Genomic DNA, 21,750 nt, shown 5'->3' with positions numbered 1-21,750 from the left:
TAGCAAAAACACAGGGCTCTGCTAAGTCGGCTTCAAGACGACGTATAGGGCCTGACGCCTGCCCGGTGCCTGAAGGTTAAGTGGAGGGGTGCAAGCTCTGAAATGAAGCCCAGGTAAACGGCGGCCGTAACTATAACGGTCCTAAGGTAGCGAAATTCCTTGTCGGGTAAGTTCCGACCTGCACGAATGGCGTAACGACTTCCCCACTGTCTCCAGGACATGCTCAGCGAAATTGAATTCTCCGTGAAGATGCGGAGTACCCGCGGTTAGACGGAAAGACCCCGTGCACCTTTACTGCAGCTTCAGAGTGGCATTAGGAAAGAACTGTGTAGCATAGGTGGGAGGCTTTGAAGCATTGGCGCCAGCCGGTGTGGAGCCATAGGTGAAATACCACCCTGTTGTTTTCTGATGTCTAACCTCGCACCGTTAGCCGGTGCAGGGACCCTCTGTGGCGGGTAGTTTGACTGGGGCGGTCGCCTCCTAAAGAGTAACGGAGGCGCGCGATGGTGGGCTCAGGCCGGTTGGAAACCGGCTGTTAGAGTGCAATGGCATAAGCCCGCCTGACTGCGAGACTGACAAGTCGAGCAGAGACGAAAGTCGGTCATAGTGATCCGGTGGTCCCTCGTGGAAGGGCCATCGCTCAACGGATAAAAGGTACGCCGGGGATAACAGGCTGATAACCCCCAAGAGCTCATATCGACGGGGTTGTTTGGCACCTCGATGTCGGCTCATCACATCCTGGGGCTGGAGCAGGTCCCAAGGGTTTGGCTGTTCGCCAATTAAAGTGGTACGTGAGCTGGGTTCAGAACGTCGCGAGACAGTTTGGTCCCTATCTGCCGTGGGCGTCGAAATTTGAGAGGAGTTGACCCTAGTACGAGAGGACCGGGTTGAACGTACCTCTGGTGTACCTGTCGTCGTGCCAACGGCGCAGCAGGGTAGCTATGTACGGACGGGATAACCGCTGAAAGCATCTAAGCGGGAAGCCTCCCTCGAGATAAGATTTCATAGGACGGTCGGAGACCACGACCTTGATAGATCGGATGTGGAAGTGCGGTAACGCATGGAGCTAACCGATACTAATTGTCCTATTCGCGCTTGAGAGGACACACCATCAATGACAACCCTGGGTTGTCGACGATAGGCGTGGATGTCAGCGTCGAACGCCAGATACATATTCCAGTAACAGTGCACGCATCGATTTGAACCATAGCTAAGCCGCACGGCCAGCACGCATGAAGCGTGCCGACCGAGCGGCTCAGCTCTCCCGCACACGCTTCATTGCCTGGTGGCTATAGCGTCGGTGTCCCACCCGATCCCATCCCGAACTCGGCCGTGAAACCCGACTGCGCCAATGGTACTACTGCCTAAGCAGTGGAAGAGTAGGTCGTCGCCAGGCATTGAAGCCTGTGCGGGAAACAAGAACCCATTCATGATTTCGTCCCAACGGGACACGCAACCCTCGCCACAAGCGGGGGTTCTCGCGTCTCCAACGGACATTCCATCAAAGTCCACTTTGATGGTCCTTGGCGCGGGGTGGAGCAGCCCGGTAGCTCGTCAGGCTCATAACCTGAAGGTCACAGGTTCAAATCCTGTCCCCGCAACCAATCCTCACAAAAGCCCCTGACCACCCGGTCCGGGGCTTTCGTGCGTTTGGGCCCACACCCATCCCCAGCGCAACCGCACAACAGAACCGCTCGAACTTGCGCGGCAATGTCCGCGGAGCGGGCCTGCGGCCTTGCTGACGTTGCATATCCGCTCACGTCGCCTCAAGACGCTACGCCACCGAATGACGGCCAGCACCATCGCCGAACGTCACGGCCGACACCCAACGGCCGGTTGAAAACTAAAAGATCTGCTGATTTCGACTGCATATGGCTGGGCTGCGACGGCCTCGTCCAAGCATCTCAGCCCATTGGTCGCCACCAAGCCGTGCGCCCAGCAATTGGCGCAAATCGGGTGGAGCGAGGTGTCGGCCCTCATTCGCGCCATCCAGGGCTACGAGGGCGAAAAAGGCCCATCACCCGCTCCGTTTTGATCGTTGCGTGCGCTGACCCGGACCAACGCGCCGAGGCCGCCGCTGACGGGGGCAGGAGATCGATAGCGCAGAGTCGCTATGGCGCGGGCATGCTGTCCAGATCAGAACGAAGCTGGAGCGTTTCGTGCCGGTGTTCCCTCCAAGCACCCTAGGGTTGCAGAGGGGGCTATTGATAGGCGACGATAACCCCGCCGATCGAACCGGGCGATGGAACGCTGCCACAAGCATCGGCGCTGTAGCATGCGCTGAGAGGCGGTGCGGCGTCGACACATACGCATGCACGATCGAAGCTCCCTGCGCGCTGGCGGCCGCCTTAGATGCCGTTAAAGGCGGCATGTCCTTGTGCCGAAGGCCTATCCCCGAAGCCTAGCGTAACATCCCCGCAACACCGTCAAACAGGTCCTGACCGGCGGCCCCCGGCGCCGCCATCATCTGGCTTCGCCATCGGCGCATCGCTCCCTCGCCAGGCGAAGTACGTGGTTGCGTGGGTTTGATGGCTGAAAGGTCAGGCCCGCGCGCATCGCGACGGACAGGTCCTGCTGGGACTGGCGGGCTGTCCTCCGAACCTGAGCGCCTCGTGGGCAACGGATCGCCGTGGTTTGGGGAAAGACGACCTCGGACCGTCCGCAGCCGATCGACTGCGGATCGCCGTCGGGTGACATCCGAGTCGGCGTGATAATGCTGTTGCGCCTCCGGCAACCCGATACGCGGGCCATCGCCGGATGGCCTCAGAGGATTATAATGAAAGCGACACCGCCTGCCAATGTTCGACATCGGGTCAGCGCAACATGTGAAAACAAGCAAGAGCAGCCCAGCGGCATGCTCCTCGTCACATCTCGCTCTCAACTGCATATCGCAGGAGAAAATGGTGCCCAGAAGAGGACTCGAACCTCCACGACCTTGCGATCGCCAGCACCTGAAGCTGGTGCGTCTACCAATTCCGCCATCTGGGCACGGGGTAGGTGGCGGCCTTTAGGGGGCGGCCATGTGCCTTGTCAACACGCCTTTTGGGGGGCAAGGGGGCGATTGTCAGGACAGCGACGAAAAAAAGGCCCGAGGCGCATGCAGGACAAGCTGGTTACGATCTTCGGCGGCGGCGGTTTCGTCGGTCGCTATGTGGTGCAGGCGCTGTTGCGCGGCGGCGCCCGGGTGCGCATCGCCGAGCGGGATCCGCGTCATGCCTGGTTCCTGCGCCCCCTGGGTGGCCTTGGCCAGACGCAGTTCGTTGCGGCGGACGTGACCAAGCCGGACACGGTCGTGCGCGCCGTCGCGGGCGCGGACGCGGTCATCAACATGGTCGGCATCCTGTCCGGCAATTTCGAAGCGCTGCACGTCGGTGGCGCGCGCAACGTCGCCGAGGCGGCGACTGCGGCGGGCGTCGAGACCCTGGTCCATATGTCCGCGATCGGCGCCGACCCCGACGCGCCATCGGGCTATGGCAGCAGCAAGGGGCGCGGCGAGGCGGCGGTGCGCGCGGCCTTCCCGGGTGCGGCGATCATCCGCCCCTCGATCGTCTTCGGGCGCGAAGACCAGTTCATCAACCGCTTCGCCGGCATGGTCGCCAAGGCGCCGGTGGTGCCGGTGCTGCGTGCGCCGGTGAAGTTCCAGCCGGTCTTCGCCGCCGACGTCGGCGATGCGATGGCGAACGCGACCGGCGCGGCCTATGCGGGCCGCACGTTCGAGCTCGGCGGGCCGGACGTGATGACGATGGGCGAGATCATCCGCTGGATCGCCGCGACACTCGGCCGCAACCCCTCGATCGTCGAACTGCCCGACGCCGCGGGCGCCTTGCTCGCCGCGCTGCCGCTGGCGCCGATCACCAAGGATCAGTGGCTCATGCTCCAGCACGACAACGTCGTCGCAGCGGGGGCGGAGGGGCTGTCCGCGCTGGGCGTCGACCCGACGCCGCTGCAGGCGGTCGCGCCCGACTGGCTCGTCCGCTTCCGGCGCACCGGTCGCTTCGGTCGCCGCGCAGCCACCCTCGCCGCATAACGCGGACGGCCCGACCGCATCCCCGTTCGCCCCGAGCCGGTCGCCACCCCGCCCCACAGGCGCGCGGGTGGCATCGACCGGACCGGGTGAGCGGACATCCCATTACCGCCCCCCGCCTTAAGGACCGTGCATGGACCTCCTCACCGTCATCCTCCTCGGCATCGTCGAGGGGGTCACCGAATTCCTGCCCGTCTCCTCCACCGGGCATTTGATCCTCGCCGGCACGCTGCTCGGCGTTCAGGACAAGGCGACCGCGACCTTTGACATCGTCATCCAGCTCGGCGCGATCCTGGCGGTCGTCGTCCTCTACTGGCGGCGGTTCTGGGATGTCGCGGTCGGCCTGTTCGCGAAGAAGCCCGGCGCCTTCGCCTTCGTGCGCAACATCGTGCTCGGCTTCCTGCCGGCGATGGTCATCGGCCTCGTTGTCTACAAGGCGGTGAAGGCGCTGCTGGAAAGCCCGACGGTCGTCGCGGTCGCGCTGATCGTCGGCGGCATCGCGATCCTCGTCATCGAACGGCTGGTGAAGCAGGCGCGGATCGAATCGGTCGAGGCGATGCCCTGGTCGACCGCACTGGGCGTCGGCGTCGTCCAGTGTCTGGCGATGATCCCGGGCGTCAGCCGCTCGGGCGCGACGATCATGGGCGCGCTGAGCATGGGGGTCGATCGGCGCGCGGCGGCGGAATTTTCCTTCTTCCTCGCCATTCCGACGATGCTCGCCGCCTCCGCCTACGATCTGCTGAAGTCGGGCGCGACGTTGGGGCAGGGCGAGTGGCTGAGCATCGCGATCGGCTTCGTCGTGTCGTTCGTCGTCGCGATCGTGGTGATCCGCTGGTTCGTCGGCATCGTCAGCCGGCACGGCTTCGCCCCCTTCGCCTGGTATCGCATCATCGTCGGCGCGGTGGCGCTCGTCGCGCTCCAGTTACGTTAGGAGTTAAGGCGGACCTAATTTGGCGCGCTACGACCTTGATGAGAGTCAATCGCAAAGATAATTGCCGATATTAGGTCAGCAAATAAGCCATATCGGTCATTTTGCGCATGACATGGACCTCTTCGCTTCCTATTGCGGTCGTGAGGAGGCCTTATGGCGCACGATTCCATGCTGAAGTTCGTAGGCAGGCCGCAGGCCTATCCCGCCAAGCGCGACGCTGCCGCGCGGGCGGAGGATTTCGCCGAAATCGCCGCACGCTACGCGCCTCCGGCGGCGGAGGATCAGGCCGGGCGCTGCTCGCAATGCGGCGTGCCCTATTGCTCGGTCCATTGCCCGCTGCACAACCATATCCCTGACTGGCTGCGCCTGACCGCCGAGGGGCGGCTGCGCGAAGCCTATGAGCTCAGCAACTCCACCTCGACCATGCCCGAGATCTGCGGCCGCATCTGCCCGCAGGATCGGCTGTGCGAGGGCAATTGCGTCGTCGAATTCACCGGCCATGGCGCGGTGACGATCGGATCGGTCGAGAAGTTCATCACCGATACTGCGTGGGAAGAAGGCTGGGTCGAGCCGCTGGTGCCGGGGCCCGCGCGCGGCCAGTCGGTCGCAGTGATTGGCGCGGGGCCGGCGGGCCTGACGGCGGCGGAATCTCTGCGCGGCCATGGTTATGAGGTCCACGTCTACGACCGGCACGACCGCGCCGGCGGGCTGCTGACCTATGGCATCCCCGGCTTCAAGCTGGAAAAGCCCGTCGTCATGCGCCGCGTTGAGCGGCTGAAGGCAGGCGGCATCGTCTTCCACGAAGGCTTCCGCGTCGGCGAGGATGCGAGCCTGGACGCATTGCGCCAGCGTCACGACGCGGTGCTGATCGCGACCGGCGTCTACAAGGCCCGCGCGCTCGATGTCGCAGGCGGCGACGACAGCCGCGTCGTCGCGGCGCTCGACTATCTGATCGCGTCGAATCGCAAGGGCTTCGGCGATGCGGTGCCGGCGTTCGATGGCGGCGCGCTGAACGCCGAGGGCAAGCATGTCGTCGTGATCGGCGGCGGCGACACCGCGATGGACTGCGTGCGCACCGCGATCCGCCAGGGCGCGGCTAGCGTGAAGTGCCTCTATCGCCGCGATCGCACCAACATGCCTGGCAGCCAGCGCGAGGTCGCCAATGCCGAGGAGGAGGGCGCCGAATTCGTCTGGCTGTCTGCCCCCGCCGCCTTCGACGCCGACGGCACGGTCCGTGCGCGGAAAATGCGCCTGGGCGCCGCCGACGCCAGCGGCCGCCGCGCGCCCGAACCCGATCCCAGCGGAGACTTCACGCTGCAGGCCAATCTGGTCGTGAAGGCGTTGGGCTTCGATGCCGAAGACCTGCCGACGCTGTTCGGCGCGCCCGAACTGGGCGTCAGCCGTTGGGGCACGGTGCTGGTCGACGGCAAGTCGCTGATGACCAGCCTCGACGGCGTGTTCGCCGCCGGCGACATCGTCCGCGGTGCGAGCCTGGTCGTCTGGGCCATCCGCGACGGCCGCGACGTCGCCGCGACGATGCACAAGTGGCTGAAGGCCAAGGCGAAGGCCGGGAGGGTCGCGGCGTGAAGACCATGAGGATCGCGGCGGCGCTGTGCGCCCTGATGCCGGGCGTGGCACTGGCACAGACCGCGCCATCGGCGCCGGTCGTCGCCACCGAAACGGCCCCGCCTTCGCAAGAGGCGCTTGTCGAGGCGCGCAAGGTTGCCGCGCGATTGTTGCCACCGGGCGTCTACAAAACCGTCATGTCGGGGTCGATGCAGGCGATCACGGGCAGCATGGGCGACGCGCTGAAAGCGATGCCGCTCCGCCAGATCGCGGAACTGGGTGGCCTGACACCGGCAGAGGCCAAGGCGCTCGACAAGGTCAACATCGAAGAGGTGATGGCGATCTACGATCCGTATTGGCAGCGGCGTCAGCAATTGACGATGCAGGCCATGTTCGGCGCGATGGGCGATTTCTTCACGACGATGGAGCCGACGCTGCGGGAGGCGATGGCACACGCCTACGCCGATCACTTCACCGTTGCCGAACTGACCGACCTCGACCGGTACTTCTCGACCCCGACCGGCGCCAAATACGCCGCCCGCGCGACGACGATCATGACCGATCCAGCGGTGATGGCGTCGATGAAGGATCTCATGCCCAAGATGATGCAGCAGATGCCGCATTTCATCGAAGCGGCGCAGAAAGCCACCGCCGGCCTGCCGCCGGTTCGTAAACTCGACACCATGACCCCCGCCGAACGCGCCAAGCTTGCCAAGGCGCTGGGTGTCGATCCGAGCAAACTCCACGATCCCAAGGTGACGTCATGATGACCGACGCCATGAAGACCGACCCCATGAAGATCGATCAGCGCGCCTATCTCGCCGAGCACGGCATGTATCGTCCCGATACCGAAGGCGACGCCTGCGGCGTCGGCCTCGTCGCCGCGACCGATGGCCGCGCCTCGCGGCGCGTCGTGCAGTCGGCGGTCGATGCGCTGAAGGCGGTGTGGCATCGCGGCGCGGTGGACGCCGACGGCAAGACCGGCGACGGCGCGGGCATCCACATCGACCTGCCGCACCGCTTCTTCGACGATGCCGTCGTCGCCAGCGGCCACAAGGTGCTGCCCAACCGGCTGGCAGTCGGCATGATCTTCCTGCCGCGCACCGACCTTGGCGCGCAGGAGACGTGCCGCACGATCGTCGAGAGCGCGATCATCGAGGCCGGCTACACGATCTACGGCTGGCGCCAGGTGCCCGTCGACGTGTCGGTCATCGGCATGAAGGCGCAGGCGACGCGGCCCGAGATCGAGCAGATCATGATCGCCGGTCCGATGCCGGACGACGTCGATGCCGCCGAATTCGAAAAGAACCTGTATCTGGTCCGTCGCCGGATCGAAAAGCGCGTCATCGCCGCGCAGATCCAGGGCTTCTACATCTGTTCGCTGTCGTGCCGCTCGATCGTCTACAAGGGCCTGTTCCTCGCCGAGAGCCTGTCGGTCTTCTACCCCGATTTGCAGGACCAGCGGTTCGAATCGCGCGTCGCGATCTTCCACCAGCGCTATTCCACCAACACCTTCCCGCAATGGTGGCTGGCGCAGCCGTTCCGCTGCCTGGCGCATAACGGCGAGATCAACACGGTTCGCGGCAACAAGAACTGGATGCTCAGCCACGAAATCCGCATGGCGAGCCTGGCGTTCGGCGAGCATTCGGAAGACATCAAGCCGGTGATCCCGGCGGGCGCCAGCGACACCGCGGCGCTCGACGCGGTGTTCGAGACGATCTGCCGCTCCGGCCGCGACGCCCCGACCGCGAAGATCATGCTGGTGCCCGAAGCGTGGCAGAAGGACACCGACGTCCCCGCCGATCACGCCGCCATGTATCAGTATCTCGCGTCCGTCATGGAGCCGTGGGACGGCCCCGCTGCGCTGGCGATGACCGACGGCCGCTGGGCGGTGGCGGGCGTCGACCGCAACGCGCTGCGCCCGCTGCGGTATACGCGCACGTCGGACGGTCTGCTGATCGTCGGATCGGAAACCGGCATGGTCGTCGTCCCCGAATCGACGATCGTCGCCAAGGGCCGGCTGGGGCCGGGCCAGATGATCGCGGTCGACCTCGACGAAGGCCGGGTGATGAACGATCGCGAGGTCAAGGACCGCATCGCCGGCGAGCATGACTATGCCGCGATGATCGGCGAATTCCACACGCTCGACGATCTGCCCGACGTGCCCGACGCGCTGGTCCGCTACGATCGCGCGGGCCTCACGCGCCGCCAGGTCGCCGCCGGCCAGACGCTGGAGGATATGGAGCTGATCCTCGCGCCGATGGTCGAGACGGGCAAGGAAGCCGTCGGCTCGATGGGCGACGACACGCCGCTCGCCGTCATCAGCGACAAGCCGCGCCTGATCAGCCAGTTCTTCCGCCAGAACTTCAGCCAGGTGACGAACCCGCCGATCGATTCCTTGCGCGAACGCTATGTCATGTCGCTCAAGACGCGCTTCGGCAATCTCGCCAACATCCTCGATACCGAGGATCAGCGCGACCGCGTGCTCGTGCTCGATTCGCCGGTGCTGACCGGCCAGCATTGGGCGCGGCTGCGCGCGCATTTTGCACGCACTGCGACCGAAATCGACTGCACCTTCGACGCCGATGGCGGCCCCGAAAAGCTGCGCGCCGCGATCCAGCGCATCCGCAACGAAGCCGAACAGGCGGTGCGCCAGGGCAAGAGCGAGCTGTTCCTGACCGACGAGCACGTCTCCGAAGACCGGATCGCGATCGCCGGCGTGCTCGCGGCGGCGGCGGTGCACACGCATCTCGTTCGCCGGGGGCTGCGCTCCTACGCCTCGATCAACGTCCGCTCAGCCGAATGCCTCGACACGCATTATTATGCCGTGCTGATCGGCGTCGGCGCGACGACGGTGAACGCCTATCTCGCCGAAGCCGCGATCGTCGACCGCCACACCCGCGGCCTGTTCGGCGACCTGTCCTTGGACGAATGCCTCAAGCGCCACCGCACCGCGATCGAGGAGGGCCTGCTCAAGATCATGAGCAAGATGGGGATCGCGGTGATCTCCTCGTACCGCGGCGGCTATAATTTCGAAGCGGTCGGCCTCAGCCGCAGCCTGGTCAACGACCTGTTCCCCGGCATGCCGGCGAAGATTTCGGGCGAGGGTTATAACTCGCTGCACTACAGCGCGATCGTCCGCCACGAACAGGCGTGGGACGAAGGCGTCGCGAAGCTGCCGATCGGCGGCTTCTACCGTCAGCGTCACACCGGGGAGACGCACGCCTATTCGGCGCAGCTGATGCACCTGTTGCAGACCGCGGTGTCGACAGACAGCTACACGCAGTACCTGCAATTCAGCCGCGGCGTCGCCGATCTGCCGCCGGTCTATCTGCGTGACCTGCTCCAGTTCAACTTCCCCGCCGAAGGCGTGCCGGTCGATCAGGTCGAGGCGATCACGGAAATCCGCAAGCGCTTCGTCACCCCCGGCATGTCGCTGGGCGCGCTGTCGCCGGAGGCACACGAGACGCTGGCGATCGCCATGAACCGCATCGGCGCCAAGGCGGTGTCGGGCGAGGGCGGCGAGGACGTCAAGCGCTTCAGCCCGTACGAAAACGGCGACAATGCCAATTCGACGATCAAGCAGATCGCGTCGGGCCGCTTCGGCGTGACGGCGGAATATCTCAACGCCTGCGAAGAGATCGAGATCAAGGTCGCGCAAGGGGCGAAGCCCGGTGAGGGCGGGCAGCTGCCCGGCTTCAAGGTGACGGAGTTCATCGCCAAGCTGCGCCATGCGACGCCGGGCGTGACGCTGATCAGCCCGCCGCCGCACCACGACATCTATTCGATCGAAGACCTCGCGCAGCTGATCTACGACCTCAAGCAGATCAACCCGCGCGCGCGCGTCTGCGTGAAGCTGGTGAGTTCCTCGGGCATCGGCACCGTCGCGGCGGGCGTCGCCAAGGCACATGCCGACGTTATCCTCGTCGCCGGCCATGTCGGCGGCACGGGTGCGAGCCCGCAGACCAGCGTCAAATACGCCGGCACGCCATGGGAAATGGGCCTTTCCGAGGTCAACCAGGTCCTCACCCTCAACGGCCTGCGCGGCCGGGTGCGCCTGCGCACCGATGGCGGCCTCAAGACCGGTCGCGACATTGTCATCGCCGCGATCCTCGGCGCGGAAGAGTTCGGCATCGGAACGCTGTCGCTGGTCGCGATGGGCTGCATCATGGTGCGCCAGTGCCATTCGAACACCTGCCCGGTCGGCGTCTGTACGCAGGACGAAGCGCTGCGCAGCAAGTTCGTCGGTACGCCCGAAAAGGTCATCAACCTGATGACCTTCATCGCCGAAGAGGTGCGCGACATCCTCGCCCGCCTGGGCGTGCGCAGCCTCGACGAGGTGATCGGCCGCACCGAATTGCTCCGCCAGGTCAGCCGCGGCGCCGAGCATCTCGACGACCTCGATTTGAACCCGATCCTCGCCAAGGTCGATGCGAGCGACGCCGAGCGCCGCTTCAGCCTGTCGACCTTCCGCAACGATGTGCCCGACAGCCTCGATGCGCAGATCATCAAGGATGCCGCCGCCGTGTTCAGCCGCGGCGAGAAGATGCAGCTGACCTATTCGGTGCGCAACACGCATCGCGCGGTCGGCACGCGCCTGTCGAGCGAGATCACGCGCCGCTTCGGGATGAGCAAGCTCGCCGACGGCCACGTCACGATCCGGCTGCGCGGCTCCGCCGGCCAGTCGCTCGGCGCCTTCATGTGTAAGGGCATCACGCTGGAGGTGTTCGGCGACGCCAACGATTATGTCGGCAAGGGCCTGTCGGGCGGCACGATCATCCTGCGGCCGGCGGTGTCGTCACCGCTCGCCAGTCAGGACAATACGATCGCCGGCAATACCTGCCTCTATGGCGCGACGAGCGGCACGCTGCTTGCGGCGGGGCAGGCGGGCGAGCGCTTCGCGGTGCGCAATTCGGGCGCGACCGTGGTGGTCGAGGGCTGCGGCGCCAATGGCTGCGAATATATGACCGGCGGCGTCGCGGTGCTGCTGGGCACGGTCGGCCAGAATTTCGGCGCCGGCATGACCGGCGGCATGGCTTTCGTCTACGATCCGCACGCGACCTTCGAACGCCGCGCCAACCCCGACAGCATCGTCTGGCAGCGCCTCGCCTCGGCGCATTGGGAAGGCGTGCTCAAGGACTTGGTCGAACGCCACGCCAAGGCCACCGACAGCAAATGGTCGAAGAGCCTGCTCGCCGACTGGGACCGGATCGCCGGCGATTTCTGGCAGGTGATCCCGAAGGAAATGCTCTCCCGCCAGACGCACCCGCTCGACGACACGATCGAAGCGGTGGCGGCGGAATAGGGATAGACAACAGTTCGTCATCCCGGCGTACGCCGGGATCCATGGAAGGCAGTGCAGTCGCTGAAGCGCGTATCCTCAGCCGCGCACATCCATGGATTCCGGCGTGCGCCGGAATGACGAATAGGCGGGAAGCGTCCTTATTCCACCACCGTCGGCTGGCCCGGCATATCGAGTCCCTGCTCGGCCAAGGCGTTGCGCAGCACGATCCCCAACGCCTCCTCAACGGTGACCTGCCAACGCGCGGCCAATGCGCGTAGCCCAGCTTCGATCTCCGCATGGTCGATGTGGATTACGCCATCGATGATGCGAACCCCTTTATCTGGGGCCATCACTGCTTCCCTCCATCCGCCCATGCTTCTAACACCGCAGGCATGTGGCAGCTCTACCAATTCCCCCTGTGCCCGTTCAGCCGCAAGGTGCGGCTGCTGCTCGGTGAAAAGGGCATCGGCTATCAGCTGGTGCGCGAATCGCCGTGGGAGCGGCGCGACGAGTTCATGGACATGAACCCCGCGGGCGAAACGCCGGTGATGGTCGACGCCAGCCGCCCGGGCGCGCCGCTGATCGATTCGATGGCGATCTGCGAATATTTCGAGGAAACGGTCGACAAGGCGGCGACGATCAACGGCACCGCCGCCAACCGCGCCGAAATTCGCCGGCTGGTGACGTGGTTCGACACGCATTTCTATCGTGACGTCACCGGGCCGCTGCTCCACGAGCGCGTCGTCAAGCGCCTCGCCCACCGCGCCTCGCCCGATGCCAAGGGCCTACGCGAGGCGATGAAGGCGGCGGTCAGCCATCTCGATTACACCGATTACCTGCTCGATCACCGCAACTGGCTGGGCGGCGCGACGATGAGCCTCGCCGACCTTGCCGCCGCCGCGCAGATCTCGGTGGCGGACTATCTCGGCGGCATCGACTGGAAGGGGCATGATCAGACCGCGCGCTGGTATCGCGGCTTCAAGAGCCGCCCCAGCTTCCGCCCGTTGCTGTCCGAGCGGATGGAATTGATCGGCCCTCCGGCGCATTACGACAATGTCGACTTCTGAGCTCGCCGCCTCCGATCCCCTGACGTTCGACGAGTTCGAGCGCGTCGACATCCGAGTCGGCACGATCGTCGCCGCCGAACCCTTTCCCGAAGCGCGCAAGCCCGCGATCAAGCTGCGCATCGATTTCGGCGAGGGCATCGGCATCAAACGATCGTCGGCGCAGATCACCACGCACTACACGCCCGAAGATTTGGTCGGGCGTCAGGTCGCCGCGGTGGTCAACTTCCCGCCGCGCCAGATCGGGCCGGTCATGTCCGAAGTGCTGACGCTCGGCTTCCCCGATGCGGACGGGAAGGTGGTACTGATCGCCCCCGATCAGCCGGTGCCGAACGGCGGTCGCCTCTTCTAACATCGCGCCCCTTCAAGTCCTCCCCCGCCAGTGGGAGGTGGCATGCCGAAGGCATGACGGAGGGGGAGGTCAGGGTAAGGCTTCGTTGCTGGGAACGAGAATGCCCGCCCCGTCACCGCGTTAGATAGCACCCCGTATCGCGTCGCTCCGGCCAAGCCCTCACGTACCCGCCGTCACCCCAGCGCAGGCCGGGGTCTCCCGGTGAAGGCGTCCGCCAGAAGCCGCTACAGCCCCCCAGCCCGCGCCGCGGCGACGCATACGGGCAGGTCGCGTCGCCCGCCCGTGCCAACACAGGTGCCGCGGATCAGCTCCGCAGCACCGCACCCTGTTTCGCCGCCGCCGCGACGATCTTGTCGGCGATGGCCTTCAGCGCCTCATCGGTGAAACTCTTGTCGGCGGGTTGCAGCACCGCCTCCACCGCGACCGACTTGAACCCCTCGTCGACGCCGGCGCCGGTAAACACGTCGAACACGCGTGCCCCCGTGATCGCCGCCTTGTCCGCCGATCGCACCGCGCGCACCAGCGCGTCGGCGCTGACGCCCTGCGGCACCAGGAAGGCGAAGTCGCGGCGCACCGATTGCAGCGCCGGCGGCGCGAAGGCCGAGCGCATGAAGCCGCCGCTGCGCTTGGCGGGCAGCGCATCGAGATATACTTCCACCGCCGCGACCGTGCCGTCCAGGTCGAACGCCTTGAGCAGGCTGGGGTGCAGCATGCCGAAGCGCGCCAGTACCGTCTTCGGCCCCAGCCGCAGCGTGCCCGACTGGCCGGGGTGCCACGCGCCGCCTGCCTCGCCCATCACCTGCAGATTGTCGACCGGCGCCCCCGCCGCGGCGAGCAGCGCCAGCGCCTCCGCCTTGGCGTCATAGGCGTCGAAGCCCGCCGCCTTGCCTGCACGCCAGCCGCGCTCGCGCGCATGGCCCGCCAGCACGACACCGACGGTCGGATGCTCGCCACCGGCCAGGTAACGGCGGCCGATCTCGAACAGCCGCACGGTCGCGATGCCGCGCTTCAGGTTGCGCGCGCTCGCCGACAGCAGGCCGGGCAGCAGCGACGGCCGCATGACCTTCAGGTCTTCGCTGATCGGGTTGGCGAGGCTCCACGTGCCCCCGCCGAACGGCGCGGCTTGTGCTTCGCTGAGGAAGCTCCACGTCACCGCCTCGTCCAGCCCGCGCGCGGCGGCGGCGCGGCGGACGCGGCGTTCCAGCTTCTGTTCGGGCGTGGCGGTCGGGCGCGCGACGCCGGGCGTGCGCGGCAGCGCGACGGGCGCGACCTTATCGATCCCCTCGATGCGGATCACTTCCTCGACCAGATCGGCAGGGCCGTCGATATCCCGGCGCCACGTCGGCACGGTGACGGTCCAGTCGCCGTCGACCGTGAAGCCGAGCCGTTCGAGGATCGCGCGCTGCCGCTCCGGCGCCACGGCAAGGCCCCCCAACGTCTCGGCGCGTGCCGGATCGTAGCCAATCGTCCGCGGCGCCACCGGCGGTTCGCCCGCCCGCGTCACGGCACTCGCCGTGCCACCGCAATAGTGCTGGACGAGGAAGGTCGCGATGGCCAGGCCGTCGTCGAGGAACGCCGGGTCGACGCCGCGCTCGAACCGCTGGCGCGCATCGCTGGTGAGCGTGAGCGCCTGGCCCGTCCGCGCGATCGCGTCGGGCGCGAAATAGGCGCATTCGATGACGACGTCGGTCGTCTCGGCTGTGACGCTGGAATGCTCGCCGCCCATGATGCCGCCGATGTCGTGAACGCCCGTCTCGTCGGCGATGACGGTCATGCCCTCACGCAACGTATAGGTCTTGCCGTTCAGCGCCTCAATCGTCTCCCCGTCGCGGGCGGATCGCGCGACGAGGCCGCCGGTCAGCTTCGCGCGATCATAGACGTGTAGCGGGCGCCCGAGGTCGACAGTCATGTAATTGGTGATGTCGACCAAGGTCGAGATCGGCTTCTGCCCGATCGCGGTCAGCCGCTGGCGCATCCATTCCGGCGCCTCGCCATTGGTGAGGCCGGTGACCGCCTGTGCGTAAAAGGCCGGGCAGCCGGCGGCGTCCTCGATCGCCACGTCCGGACCGGGGCCTTGCGCATCGATCGCGGGCACGGTCGGCGGCACCAACGTGCCGAGGCCGGCGGCGGCGAGGTCGCGCGCGATGCCGTGCACGCCCATGCAATCCTGCCGGTTGGGCGTGATCGATACGTCGATGACCGGATCGTTCAGCCCGGCATAGTCGGGGTAGGGGGTGCCGACCGGCGCGTCCTCGGGCAGTTCGATGATGCCGTCATGGCCCTCGCCGATCTCCAGCTCGCGCGCCGAACACATCATGCCGTTCGATTCGACGCCGCGGATCGCCGCGACCTTCAGCGTCACGTCGAGGCCGGGAACATAGGCACCCGGCGCGCCGAACACGCCGACCAGGCCGGCGCGTGCGTTGGGCGCGCCGCAGACGACCTGCATCGGACCGTCACCGGCATCGACGCTCAGCACCTGCAGCTTGTCGGCCTGCGGGTGACGCTCGGCGGACAGGATACGCGCGACGCGGAACGCCTGCAGCGCCTCGCCGGGGTTGTGGACGCCCTCCACCTCCAGCCCGATGCGCGTCAGGCCGTCGACGATATCGTCGAGGCTCGCGTCGGTGGTCAGGTGGTCCTTGAGCCAGGAGAGGGTGAATTTCATCGGTCGTTCCGTTCTGATCGTCATCCCGGCGAAAGCCGGGATCCATGGACGCGGTCGGCCTTGGGGCGGGCGGGCCGTATCCTTATGTCCTGCGCCGTATCCATGGATCCCGGCGTGCGCCGGGATGACGGATACGAGCGCGGAGCTTTACGCCGCCCCGACGCCGCCCGACAGCGTCGGCACGTCCAGGCTCGAAAAGCCGTAATGCTTCAGCCAGCGGATATCGCCGTCGAAGAAGGGGCGAAGGTCGTCCATGCCGTATTTCAGCATGGCGAGCCGGTCGATCCCGCAGCCGAACGCAAAGCCCTGCCATTCGTTGGGGTCCAGCCCGCACGCTTCGATGACCTTGGGGTGGACCATGCCGCTGCCCAGCACCTCCATCCAGCCGCCGCCCGACCCACCGATCACGCGCTTGCCCTTCTCGATCGTATAGCCGACGTCGACTTCCGCCGACGGTTCGGTGAACGGGAAATAGCTCGGGCGCAGGCGCAGCACGATGTCGTCGCGCTCGAAGAACGCCTTCAGGAACGTCTCCAGCGTCCATTTCAGGTGGCCGAGCGTGATGCCCTTGTCGATCACCAGCCCTTCGACCTGATGGAACATCGGCGTGTGCGTCGCATCCGAATCAGAGCGATAGGTGCGGCCCGGCGCGATGATGCGGATCGGCGGCTGCTGGTCCAGCATCGTGCGGATCTGCACCGGCGACGTATGCGTGCGCAGCAGCGAGAAGGTTGTGCGCTCGTCGAAGCTGCCGTCCGCCTTCGCGTCGATCCCCTGTTGCAGGTAGAAGGTGTCGTGCATCGCGCGCGCCGGATGCGTCTCCGGAATGTTGAGCGCGCTGAAATTGTGCCAGTCGGTCTCGATCTCCGGCCCCGTCGCGACCGCGAATCCCAGGTCGGCGAAGATCTCGGCCAGTTCGTCCATCACCTGGCTGACCGGGTGGACGGTGCCGGCGAGCGGCGCCTCGGCGGGCAGCGTCATGTCGAGCGTTTCGCTCGCCAGCCGCGCATCCAGCGCCGCGCGCTCCAGCGCCTCTTTGCGCGTGGCGATGCCGGTCGCGACCGCCTCGCGCAAGCCGTTGATCCGCGGCCCTTCGACCTGGCGCTCCTCGGGGCTCATCTTGCCCAGCGTCTTCAGCAGTGTGGTGACGCTGCCCTGCTTGCCGAGCGCCTCGACCCGCACCGCCTCGAGCGCATCGAGGCTTGCGGCGGATTCGATCGCGGCGATCAGTTGGCCGCGCAGGGTGTCGAGGTCTTGCGTCACGTCATGCTCTCTTTCGTCGGGACCGGCGGCAGGGGGGCAAGCCCCAATCCGACGCCGAGATCGCCCCAGTCTTCGTTCTGCGCTTCGATCAGCTCGATCTTCCACGCGCGCCGCCATTCTTTCAGCCGCTTCTCGCGCACGATGGCGGCTTCCATCGTGGCGTGTACCTCATACCAGATGAGGACGTGGACGCCGTATGCCTTGGTGAAGCCGGGGATCAAGCCCTCGCGATGCTGGACGAGGCGTGCGAGCAGGTTTGAGGTGACGCCGATATAGAGCGTGCCATGTCGACGGCTGGCGAGAATGTAGACGCAAGGCTGGAAGACGTCGCGCATGAATGGGTTGCCCCTTCCCGCCCCCACCTTCGTCATCCCGACGAAAGTCGGGATCCATGGAGGGGGTGTGGCCGATGGTAGCATGCAAACGCCAGCGGCCCCAATCCATGGATCCCGGCGTGCGCCGGGATGACGAAAAGGGGGAGGCGGCCGCCGATCACCACCCCCAAACCAAAAAGGGCGCCGGTGTTGCCACCGACGCCCCTTCGCATTCCGTCCGTCAGGCGCGTTACGCGGCCTGGGGCAGAGCCGCCTTCGCCTGCGCGACGATCGCGGCAAAGGCCGCCGTCTCGTGCATCGCGATGTCGGCCAGGACCTTCCGGTCCAGGTCGATGTTGGCGAGCTTCAGGCCGTGCATGAACTGCGAATAGGTCAGGCCTTCCGCGCGGACGCCGGCGTTGATGCGCTGGATCCACAGACCACGGAAGGTCCGCTTCTTCACCTTGCGGTCGCGATACGCATACTGGCCGGCCTTTTCGACGGCCTGGCGAGCGATACGGATCGTGTTCTTGCGACGGCCGTAATAGCCCTTCGCCTGGGACAGGATGTTCTTGTGCTTGGCGCGAGTGGTTACGCCCCGCTTGACGCGTGCCATGTCCTGATCTCCTTACTTGAGGCCGTACGGCGCCCAGGCCTTCACCGTCGCGGTGTCGGCCTTCGACAGCACCTTGGTGCCGCGGTTCTGGCGGATGTACTTGCTGTTGTGCGAAATCAGGCGGTGGCGCTTGCCGGCGACGCCGTGCTTCAGCAGGCCGCTGGCGGTCAGCTTGAAGCGCTTCTTGACGCCGCTCTTGGTCTTGAGCTTGGGCATTTTGGTCCTTTCGCTATGAGCAGGCATGGACAGCCGCGGCAGCCCTTGATGGCCGGGCAGTCCTGTAGCGCCTCGCTCGGGAAGCGGGCCCCATACCGCCGCCGCACGCAAAACGCAAGGACGGGGGACCGATGCGGAACCGGAACGAGGGCGCACGCGCTTGGCCACTCGATGGAGACGCCCGCTTCCGCCCCGTCCCAGACGATCCTGCCCGCGCGCCGCCGCCGTGCGTGGCGAATCGCGCGCAACATCGTGCTCGCGGTCATCGCGCTGATCGTCGCGATCTGGCTGGTGCTCTATATCACCAAGGGCCGCTTCCTGCGCGCGCCCTTCGAACGATTCGTCGGCGGCCAGACGCATCGCGCAGTGCGGATCGACGGCGACTTCCAGCTCTATTTCGCGCCGTTCAAGATCAAGTTCGTCGCCGAGCGGATGACGATCGCCAACCCCGCCTGGGCCAGCCGCCCCTATCTGTTCGACGCGGCGCGGATCGACACGCGGATCGCGCCACTGTCGCTCCTGTGGGGCAAGCGCCGGCTCTATTGGCTCGATCTCGTCGACGGCAAGGTCGACCTCGAATGGAAGCCGGACCACAGCACCAACACCTGGACATTCAGCGACAAGAAGGGCGGCAAGCCGCTCGATTTCCCGCGCATCGATGTCGCCAACGTGCGCGGCACGACCGTGCGCTACGTCGACCCGCGCATGCAGGTGACGGCCGACCTCGCCATCGCCGACATCCGGTCGACCGATGCGCGCATCGGCAAGTCGGTCGGCGTCACCGGCACCGGCCGTATCCGCACCGCGCCCTTCACGCTGACCGCGCGGCTGCTCACCCCCGATGCGACGGTGAACCGCGGCCAGAACCAGCTCGTCGCGCGGATGCGTGCGGCGGGGAACGTCATCGACGTCGCGGGCACCTTGCCCTCGCTCGCCGAGATCGAGGGCGTGCCGCTGTCGGTCGCCGCGCGCGGGCGCAACATGGCCGATCTGCTCGGCATCATCGGCGTCGCCATCCCCAACACGCGCACCTATCGCGTCCGCGGCCAAATGGTGAAGGACGGCGCGGACTATCGCTTCACCCGCCTTACCGGCGTGGCGGGGGCGACCGACCTTGCCGGCACGCTCACCGTGACGACGGGCGAGCGGCTCCACCTCGACTCCACGCTCGCGACCAAGCGCCTCGACATCATCGATGCCGCGCCCTTCATCGGCTACAATCCCGATATCGTCGCAACCAAGGGCGCGGAGGCAGCGGCGGCGGCGGCCGGCGCGGCAAGCGGCCGGCTGCTGCCTGATGCGGCGCTGCCGATCGCGACGATGCAGCGCTTCGATGCCGACCTGAAGTGGACGGTCGGCGTCGTGCGATCGCGCAACGTACCGATCAGCAACGTCGACCTGACGCTGGCGCTGAAGAACGGCCGGCTGGCCCTCTCGCCACTCACCTTCGCAATGGCGCGCGGCAATGTGGCGAGCGACGTGGTGTTCGACACGCGCGCCCGGCCATCGGCGGTCCGCTACGACATCCGCCTGACGCCGACGCCGCTCGGCCGGCTTCTGAAGGGCTATGGCGTGGCAGAGGCGGGGACGACCGGCACGATCCACGGCCGCATCCGGCTCGACGGGCGCGGCGATACGATCCACGATTCGCTCAGCACCGCGCGCGGACGCATCGCCTTCGTCATTCCGCAGGGCGATCTGACGACCGGCAATGCGCAATTGTCCGAACTCGATATCGGCACCTTCGTACAGAAGATGTTCGAGGATAAATTGAAGGAGCCGGTGCGCATCAACTGCGGGCTGGTCGGCTTCACCGTACGCGGCGGCGTCGCGGCGGCGGACCCGATCCTGATCGATACGTCGAAGAACGTGATCCTCGGCCGCGGCGGCTTCAGCTTCCGGACCGAGGGCGTCGACCTCGCCATCCGGGCGGACGGCAAGAAGTTCAGCCTGTTCTCAGGGCAGTCGCCCGTCGGCATCGGCGGCACCTTCGCGCATCCCAAGCTCGACGTGATCAGCAACCAGCTGCTCGGCCGCGCCGGCGCCGGCCTGGGGCTGGCGGTGGTCGCGACGCCGGTGGCGGGCATCCTCGCCTTCGTCGACGTCGGCGACGCCAAGGCCGCCGCCTGCGGCCCGGTCCTCGCCGGCGCCACCGCCGCGGCGCAACGCACCACCAAGGGCGCCCCCCGCGACGACGTCGGCCACGGCACGACCGCCAAGGAGGAAAACGGCAAGGCCTCCGGCGGCGAACGCAAGACCCAGCGCAAGAAGTTCCTGGGGATCTTCTGAGGGGGAGAGGGGGGCTTCTACCAATCCGTCATTCCCGCTCAGGCGGGAATCCAGACACGCTACCCTCGCGCATCCAGCCGCAACGTCAGAGGGTACGGATTCCCGCCTGCGCGGGAATGACGGACCGTGTGAGGCGCGCGTCCCGCACACCGACGGCCAAGGCGCGCGCTCTCCCACTTCCGTCATCCCGGCGAAAGCCGGGATCCATGGACAGCGCGCCATACGCGTCGGCGCGCAAACACTGCCGTCACCGCCACCATGGATCCCGGCCTCCGCCGGGATGACGGGTGGGGAGGGCGCGCGCCTCCAACTCCCCGTCAAACCTCAGTGATCATGCCCATGCGCCGCGCGCAGCGCCTCCAGCACGTCGTCCGTCCGCGCCGGGTCGCCGATCGCCAGCACATGGCCCGCGCTCGCCGCGGTCAGCGGGTCGCCGTTCCAGTCGCACATTCGTCCGCCCGCGCCCTCGACCACCGGCACCAGCGCCGCAAAGTCATACAGCTGCAGCCCGGATTCCGCGACCACGTCGAGATGCCCGCTCGCCAGCAGCCCGTAATTGTAGCAATCGCCGCCATAGACCGGCCCCTGCCGCGCATGCCCGCCCGAGGCGGCGGCGACGAGCGCCATATAGTGCGGCACGTCGCCATCCGCGAACAGGTGCGGGCTGGTGGTGGCGACGATCGCGCCCTCAAGCTGCGCGCAGCGCCGGGTGCGGGCGGGCGTGCCGTTGAAGGTCGTCGGCCGGCCGGCGACACCCAGCCAGCGTTCGCGCTGTACCGGCTGGTCGATGATGCCGAGCAGCGGCCAGCCATCCTCGACCAGCGCGATCAGCGTCCCGAAGATCGCGCGCCCCACCGTGAAGCTGCGCGTGCCGTCGATGGGGTCGAGCACCCATTGCCGCCCGGTCACGCCGTCCTTGGTGCCATATTCCTCGCCGACCACGCCGTCGCCCGGCGCCTCGGCATCCAGCAGCCGCCGCATCGCCGCCTCCGCCTCGCGATCGGCGCGGGTGACGGGGGAGCGGTCGTCCTTCAGCTCGACGCCGTGGTCGGCGCGGAAATAGGGGCGGATCGCCGCGCCGGCGGCGTCGGCGAGGCGCTGGGCAAGCTGGATATCGGCGGCGGTAATCGGCATGATCGCAGCCCTATCGCGGGGCAGGGCCA

At 66.8% G+C, this 21,750-nt stretch carries 15 protein-coding genes, 2 tRNA genes and 2 rRNA genes (1 of these 19 running past the window's edge); 11 read left to right on the top strand and 8 right to left on the bottom strand.

From position 1 onward, the window contains the following. The 3 genes from SPHME3_RS0103445 to SPHME3_RS0103435 form a co-directional block, all read left to right on the top strand. Window positions 1-1,100 (top strand): 23S ribosomal RNA (locus SPHME3_RS0103445) (it extends 1,698 nt beyond the left edge of the window). A 181-nt stretch (window positions 1,101-1,281) separates the two neighbouring features. After that, window positions 1,282-1,396, top strand: a 5S ribosomal RNA gene (rrf, locus tag SPHME3_RS0103440). A gap of 131 nt (window positions 1,397-1,527) precedes the next feature. Continuing rightward, window positions 1,528-1,604: transfer RNA gene (locus SPHME3_RS0103435), tRNA-Met, on the top strand. A 1,297-nt stretch (window positions 1,605-2,901) separates the two neighbouring features. On the opposite strand, the gene SPHME3_RS0103430 is transcribed toward SPHME3_RS0103435, so the two are convergent. After that, a tRNA-Leu gene (locus SPHME3_RS0103430) sits at window positions 2,902-2,988 on the bottom strand. A gap of 109 nt (window positions 2,989-3,097) precedes the next feature. Here SPHME3_RS0103430 and SPHME3_RS0103425 point away from each other — a divergent pair. From SPHME3_RS0103425 to gltB, 5 genes are all read left to right on the top strand, one after another. Beyond that, window positions 3,098-4,027 (top strand): complex I NDUFA9 subunit family protein, encoded by a 930-nt coding sequence (locus tag SPHME3_RS0103425; RefSeq protein ID WP_017977247.1) that lies wholly within the window; start codon window positions 3,098-3,100, stop codon window positions 4,025-4,027. A gap of 130 nt (window positions 4,028-4,157) precedes the next feature. After that, window positions 4,158-4,955, top strand: coding sequence for an undecaprenyl-diphosphate phosphatase (locus SPHME3_RS0103420; protein ID WP_017977248.1), 798 nt, complete (start codon window positions 4,158-4,160; stop codon window positions 4,953-4,955). A gap of 153 nt (window positions 4,956-5,108) precedes the next feature. Then, on the top strand, window positions 5,109-6,542 hold the full coding sequence (locus SPHME3_RS0103415) for an NAD(P)-dependent oxidoreductase (protein WP_017977249.1): 1,434 nt from the start codon (window positions 5,109-5,111) through the stop codon (window positions 6,540-6,542). A gap of 5 nt (window positions 6,543-6,547) precedes the next feature. Continuing rightward, the gene (locus tag SPHME3_RS0103410) at window positions 6,548-7,288 is read left to right on the top strand and encodes a DUF2059 domain-containing protein (RefSeq protein WP_231292075.1); all 741 of its coding nucleotides are present in this window, start codon (window positions 6,548-6,550) and stop codon (window positions 7,286-7,288) included. Then, on the top strand, window positions 7,285-11,826 hold the full coding sequence (gltB, locus tag SPHME3_RS0103405) for a glutamate synthase large subunit (protein WP_017977251.1): 4,542 nt from the start codon (window positions 7,285-7,287) through the stop codon (window positions 11,824-11,826). The genes SPHME3_RS0103410 and gltB overlap by 4 nt, the downstream gene beginning before the upstream one ends. 137 nt (window positions 11,827-11,963) lie before the next feature. Here gltB and SPHME3_RS0103400 read toward each other — a convergent pair whose 3' ends face one another. Then, on the bottom strand, window positions 11,964-12,155 hold the full coding sequence (locus SPHME3_RS0103400; protein WP_017977252.1) for a hypothetical protein: 192 nt from the start codon (window positions 12,153-12,155) through the stop codon (window positions 11,964-11,966). 42 nt (window positions 12,156-12,197) lie between these two features. Here SPHME3_RS0103400 and SPHME3_RS0103395 point away from each other — a divergent pair, with 42 nt between their 5' ends. Together SPHME3_RS0103395 and SPHME3_RS0103390 are read left to right on the top strand one after the other, a co-directional pair. Further along, the gene (locus tag SPHME3_RS0103395; RefSeq protein ID WP_017977253.1) at window positions 12,198-12,872 is read left to right on the top strand and encodes a glutathione S-transferase family protein; all 675 of its coding nucleotides are present in this window, start codon (window positions 12,198-12,200) and stop codon (window positions 12,870-12,872) included. Continuing rightward, window positions 12,859-13,221, top strand: coding sequence for a tRNA-binding protein (locus SPHME3_RS0103390; RefSeq protein WP_017977254.1), 363 nt, complete (start codon window positions 12,859-12,861; stop codon window positions 13,219-13,221). Before SPHME3_RS0103395 ends, SPHME3_RS0103390 begins: the two co-directional genes overlap by 14 nt. A 304-nt stretch (window positions 13,222-13,525) precedes the next feature. Here SPHME3_RS0103390 and pheT read toward each other — a convergent pair whose 3' ends face one another. The 5 genes from pheT to rpmI form a co-directional block, all read right to left on the bottom strand. Then, window positions 13,526-15,889 carry a phenylalanine--tRNA ligase subunit beta gene (gene pheT, locus SPHME3_RS0103385; protein WP_017977255.1) on the bottom strand — a complete coding sequence of 788 codons (2,364 nt, stop codon included), beginning with the start codon at window positions 15,887-15,889 and terminating at the stop codon, window positions 13,526-13,528. Between the two features lie 147 nt (window positions 15,890-16,036). Beyond that, window positions 16,037-17,152 carry a phenylalanine--tRNA ligase subunit alpha gene (pheS, locus tag SPHME3_RS0103380; RefSeq protein WP_017977256.1) on the bottom strand — a complete coding sequence of 372 codons (1,116 nt, stop codon included), beginning with the start codon at window positions 17,150-17,152 and terminating at the stop codon, window positions 16,037-16,039. After that, a complete protein-coding gene (locus SPHME3_RS0103375) occupies window positions 17,149-17,487 on the bottom strand; it encodes a GIY-YIG nuclease family protein (RefSeq protein WP_017977257.1) in 339 nt (112 codons plus the stop codon). The genes pheS and SPHME3_RS0103375 overlap by 4 nt, the downstream gene beginning before the upstream one ends. A gap of 229 nt (window positions 17,488-17,716) precedes the next feature. Continuing rightward, on the bottom strand, window positions 17,717-18,082 hold the full coding sequence (gene rplT / locus SPHME3_RS0103370; protein ID WP_017977258.1) for a 50S ribosomal protein L20: 366 nt from the start codon (window positions 18,080-18,082) through the stop codon (window positions 17,717-17,719). 12 nt (window positions 18,083-18,094) lie between these two features. Continuing rightward, on the bottom strand, window positions 18,095-18,298 hold the full coding sequence (rpmI, locus tag SPHME3_RS0103365) for a 50S ribosomal protein L35 (protein WP_017977259.1): 204 nt from the start codon (window positions 18,296-18,298) through the stop codon (window positions 18,095-18,097). A 171-nt stretch (window positions 18,299-18,469) separates the two neighbouring features. Here rpmI and SPHME3_RS0103360 point away from each other — a divergent pair, with 171 nt between their 5' ends. Continuing rightward, complete coding sequence (locus SPHME3_RS0103360; RefSeq protein WP_017977260.1) at window positions 18,470-20,587, top strand: AsmA family protein; 2,118 nt, start codon at window positions 18,470-18,472, stop codon at window positions 20,585-20,587. Between the two features lie 324 nt (window positions 20,588-20,911). On the opposite strand, the gene SPHME3_RS0103355 is transcribed toward SPHME3_RS0103360, so the two are convergent. Further along, window positions 20,912-21,721, bottom strand: coding sequence for an inositol monophosphatase family protein (locus SPHME3_RS0103355; RefSeq protein ID WP_017977261.1), 810 nt, complete (start codon window positions 21,719-21,721; stop codon window positions 20,912-20,914). Window positions 21,722-21,750 lie beyond the last annotated feature (29 nt).

Source organism: Sphingomonas melonis DAPP-PG 224 (genome assembly GCF_000379045.1).
GTDB classification, from domain to species: domain Bacteria; phylum Pseudomonadota; class Alphaproteobacteria; order Sphingomonadales; family Sphingomonadaceae; genus Sphingomonas; species Sphingomonas aquatilis.
This window is presented reverse-complemented; position numbering and strand designations above follow the sequence as displayed.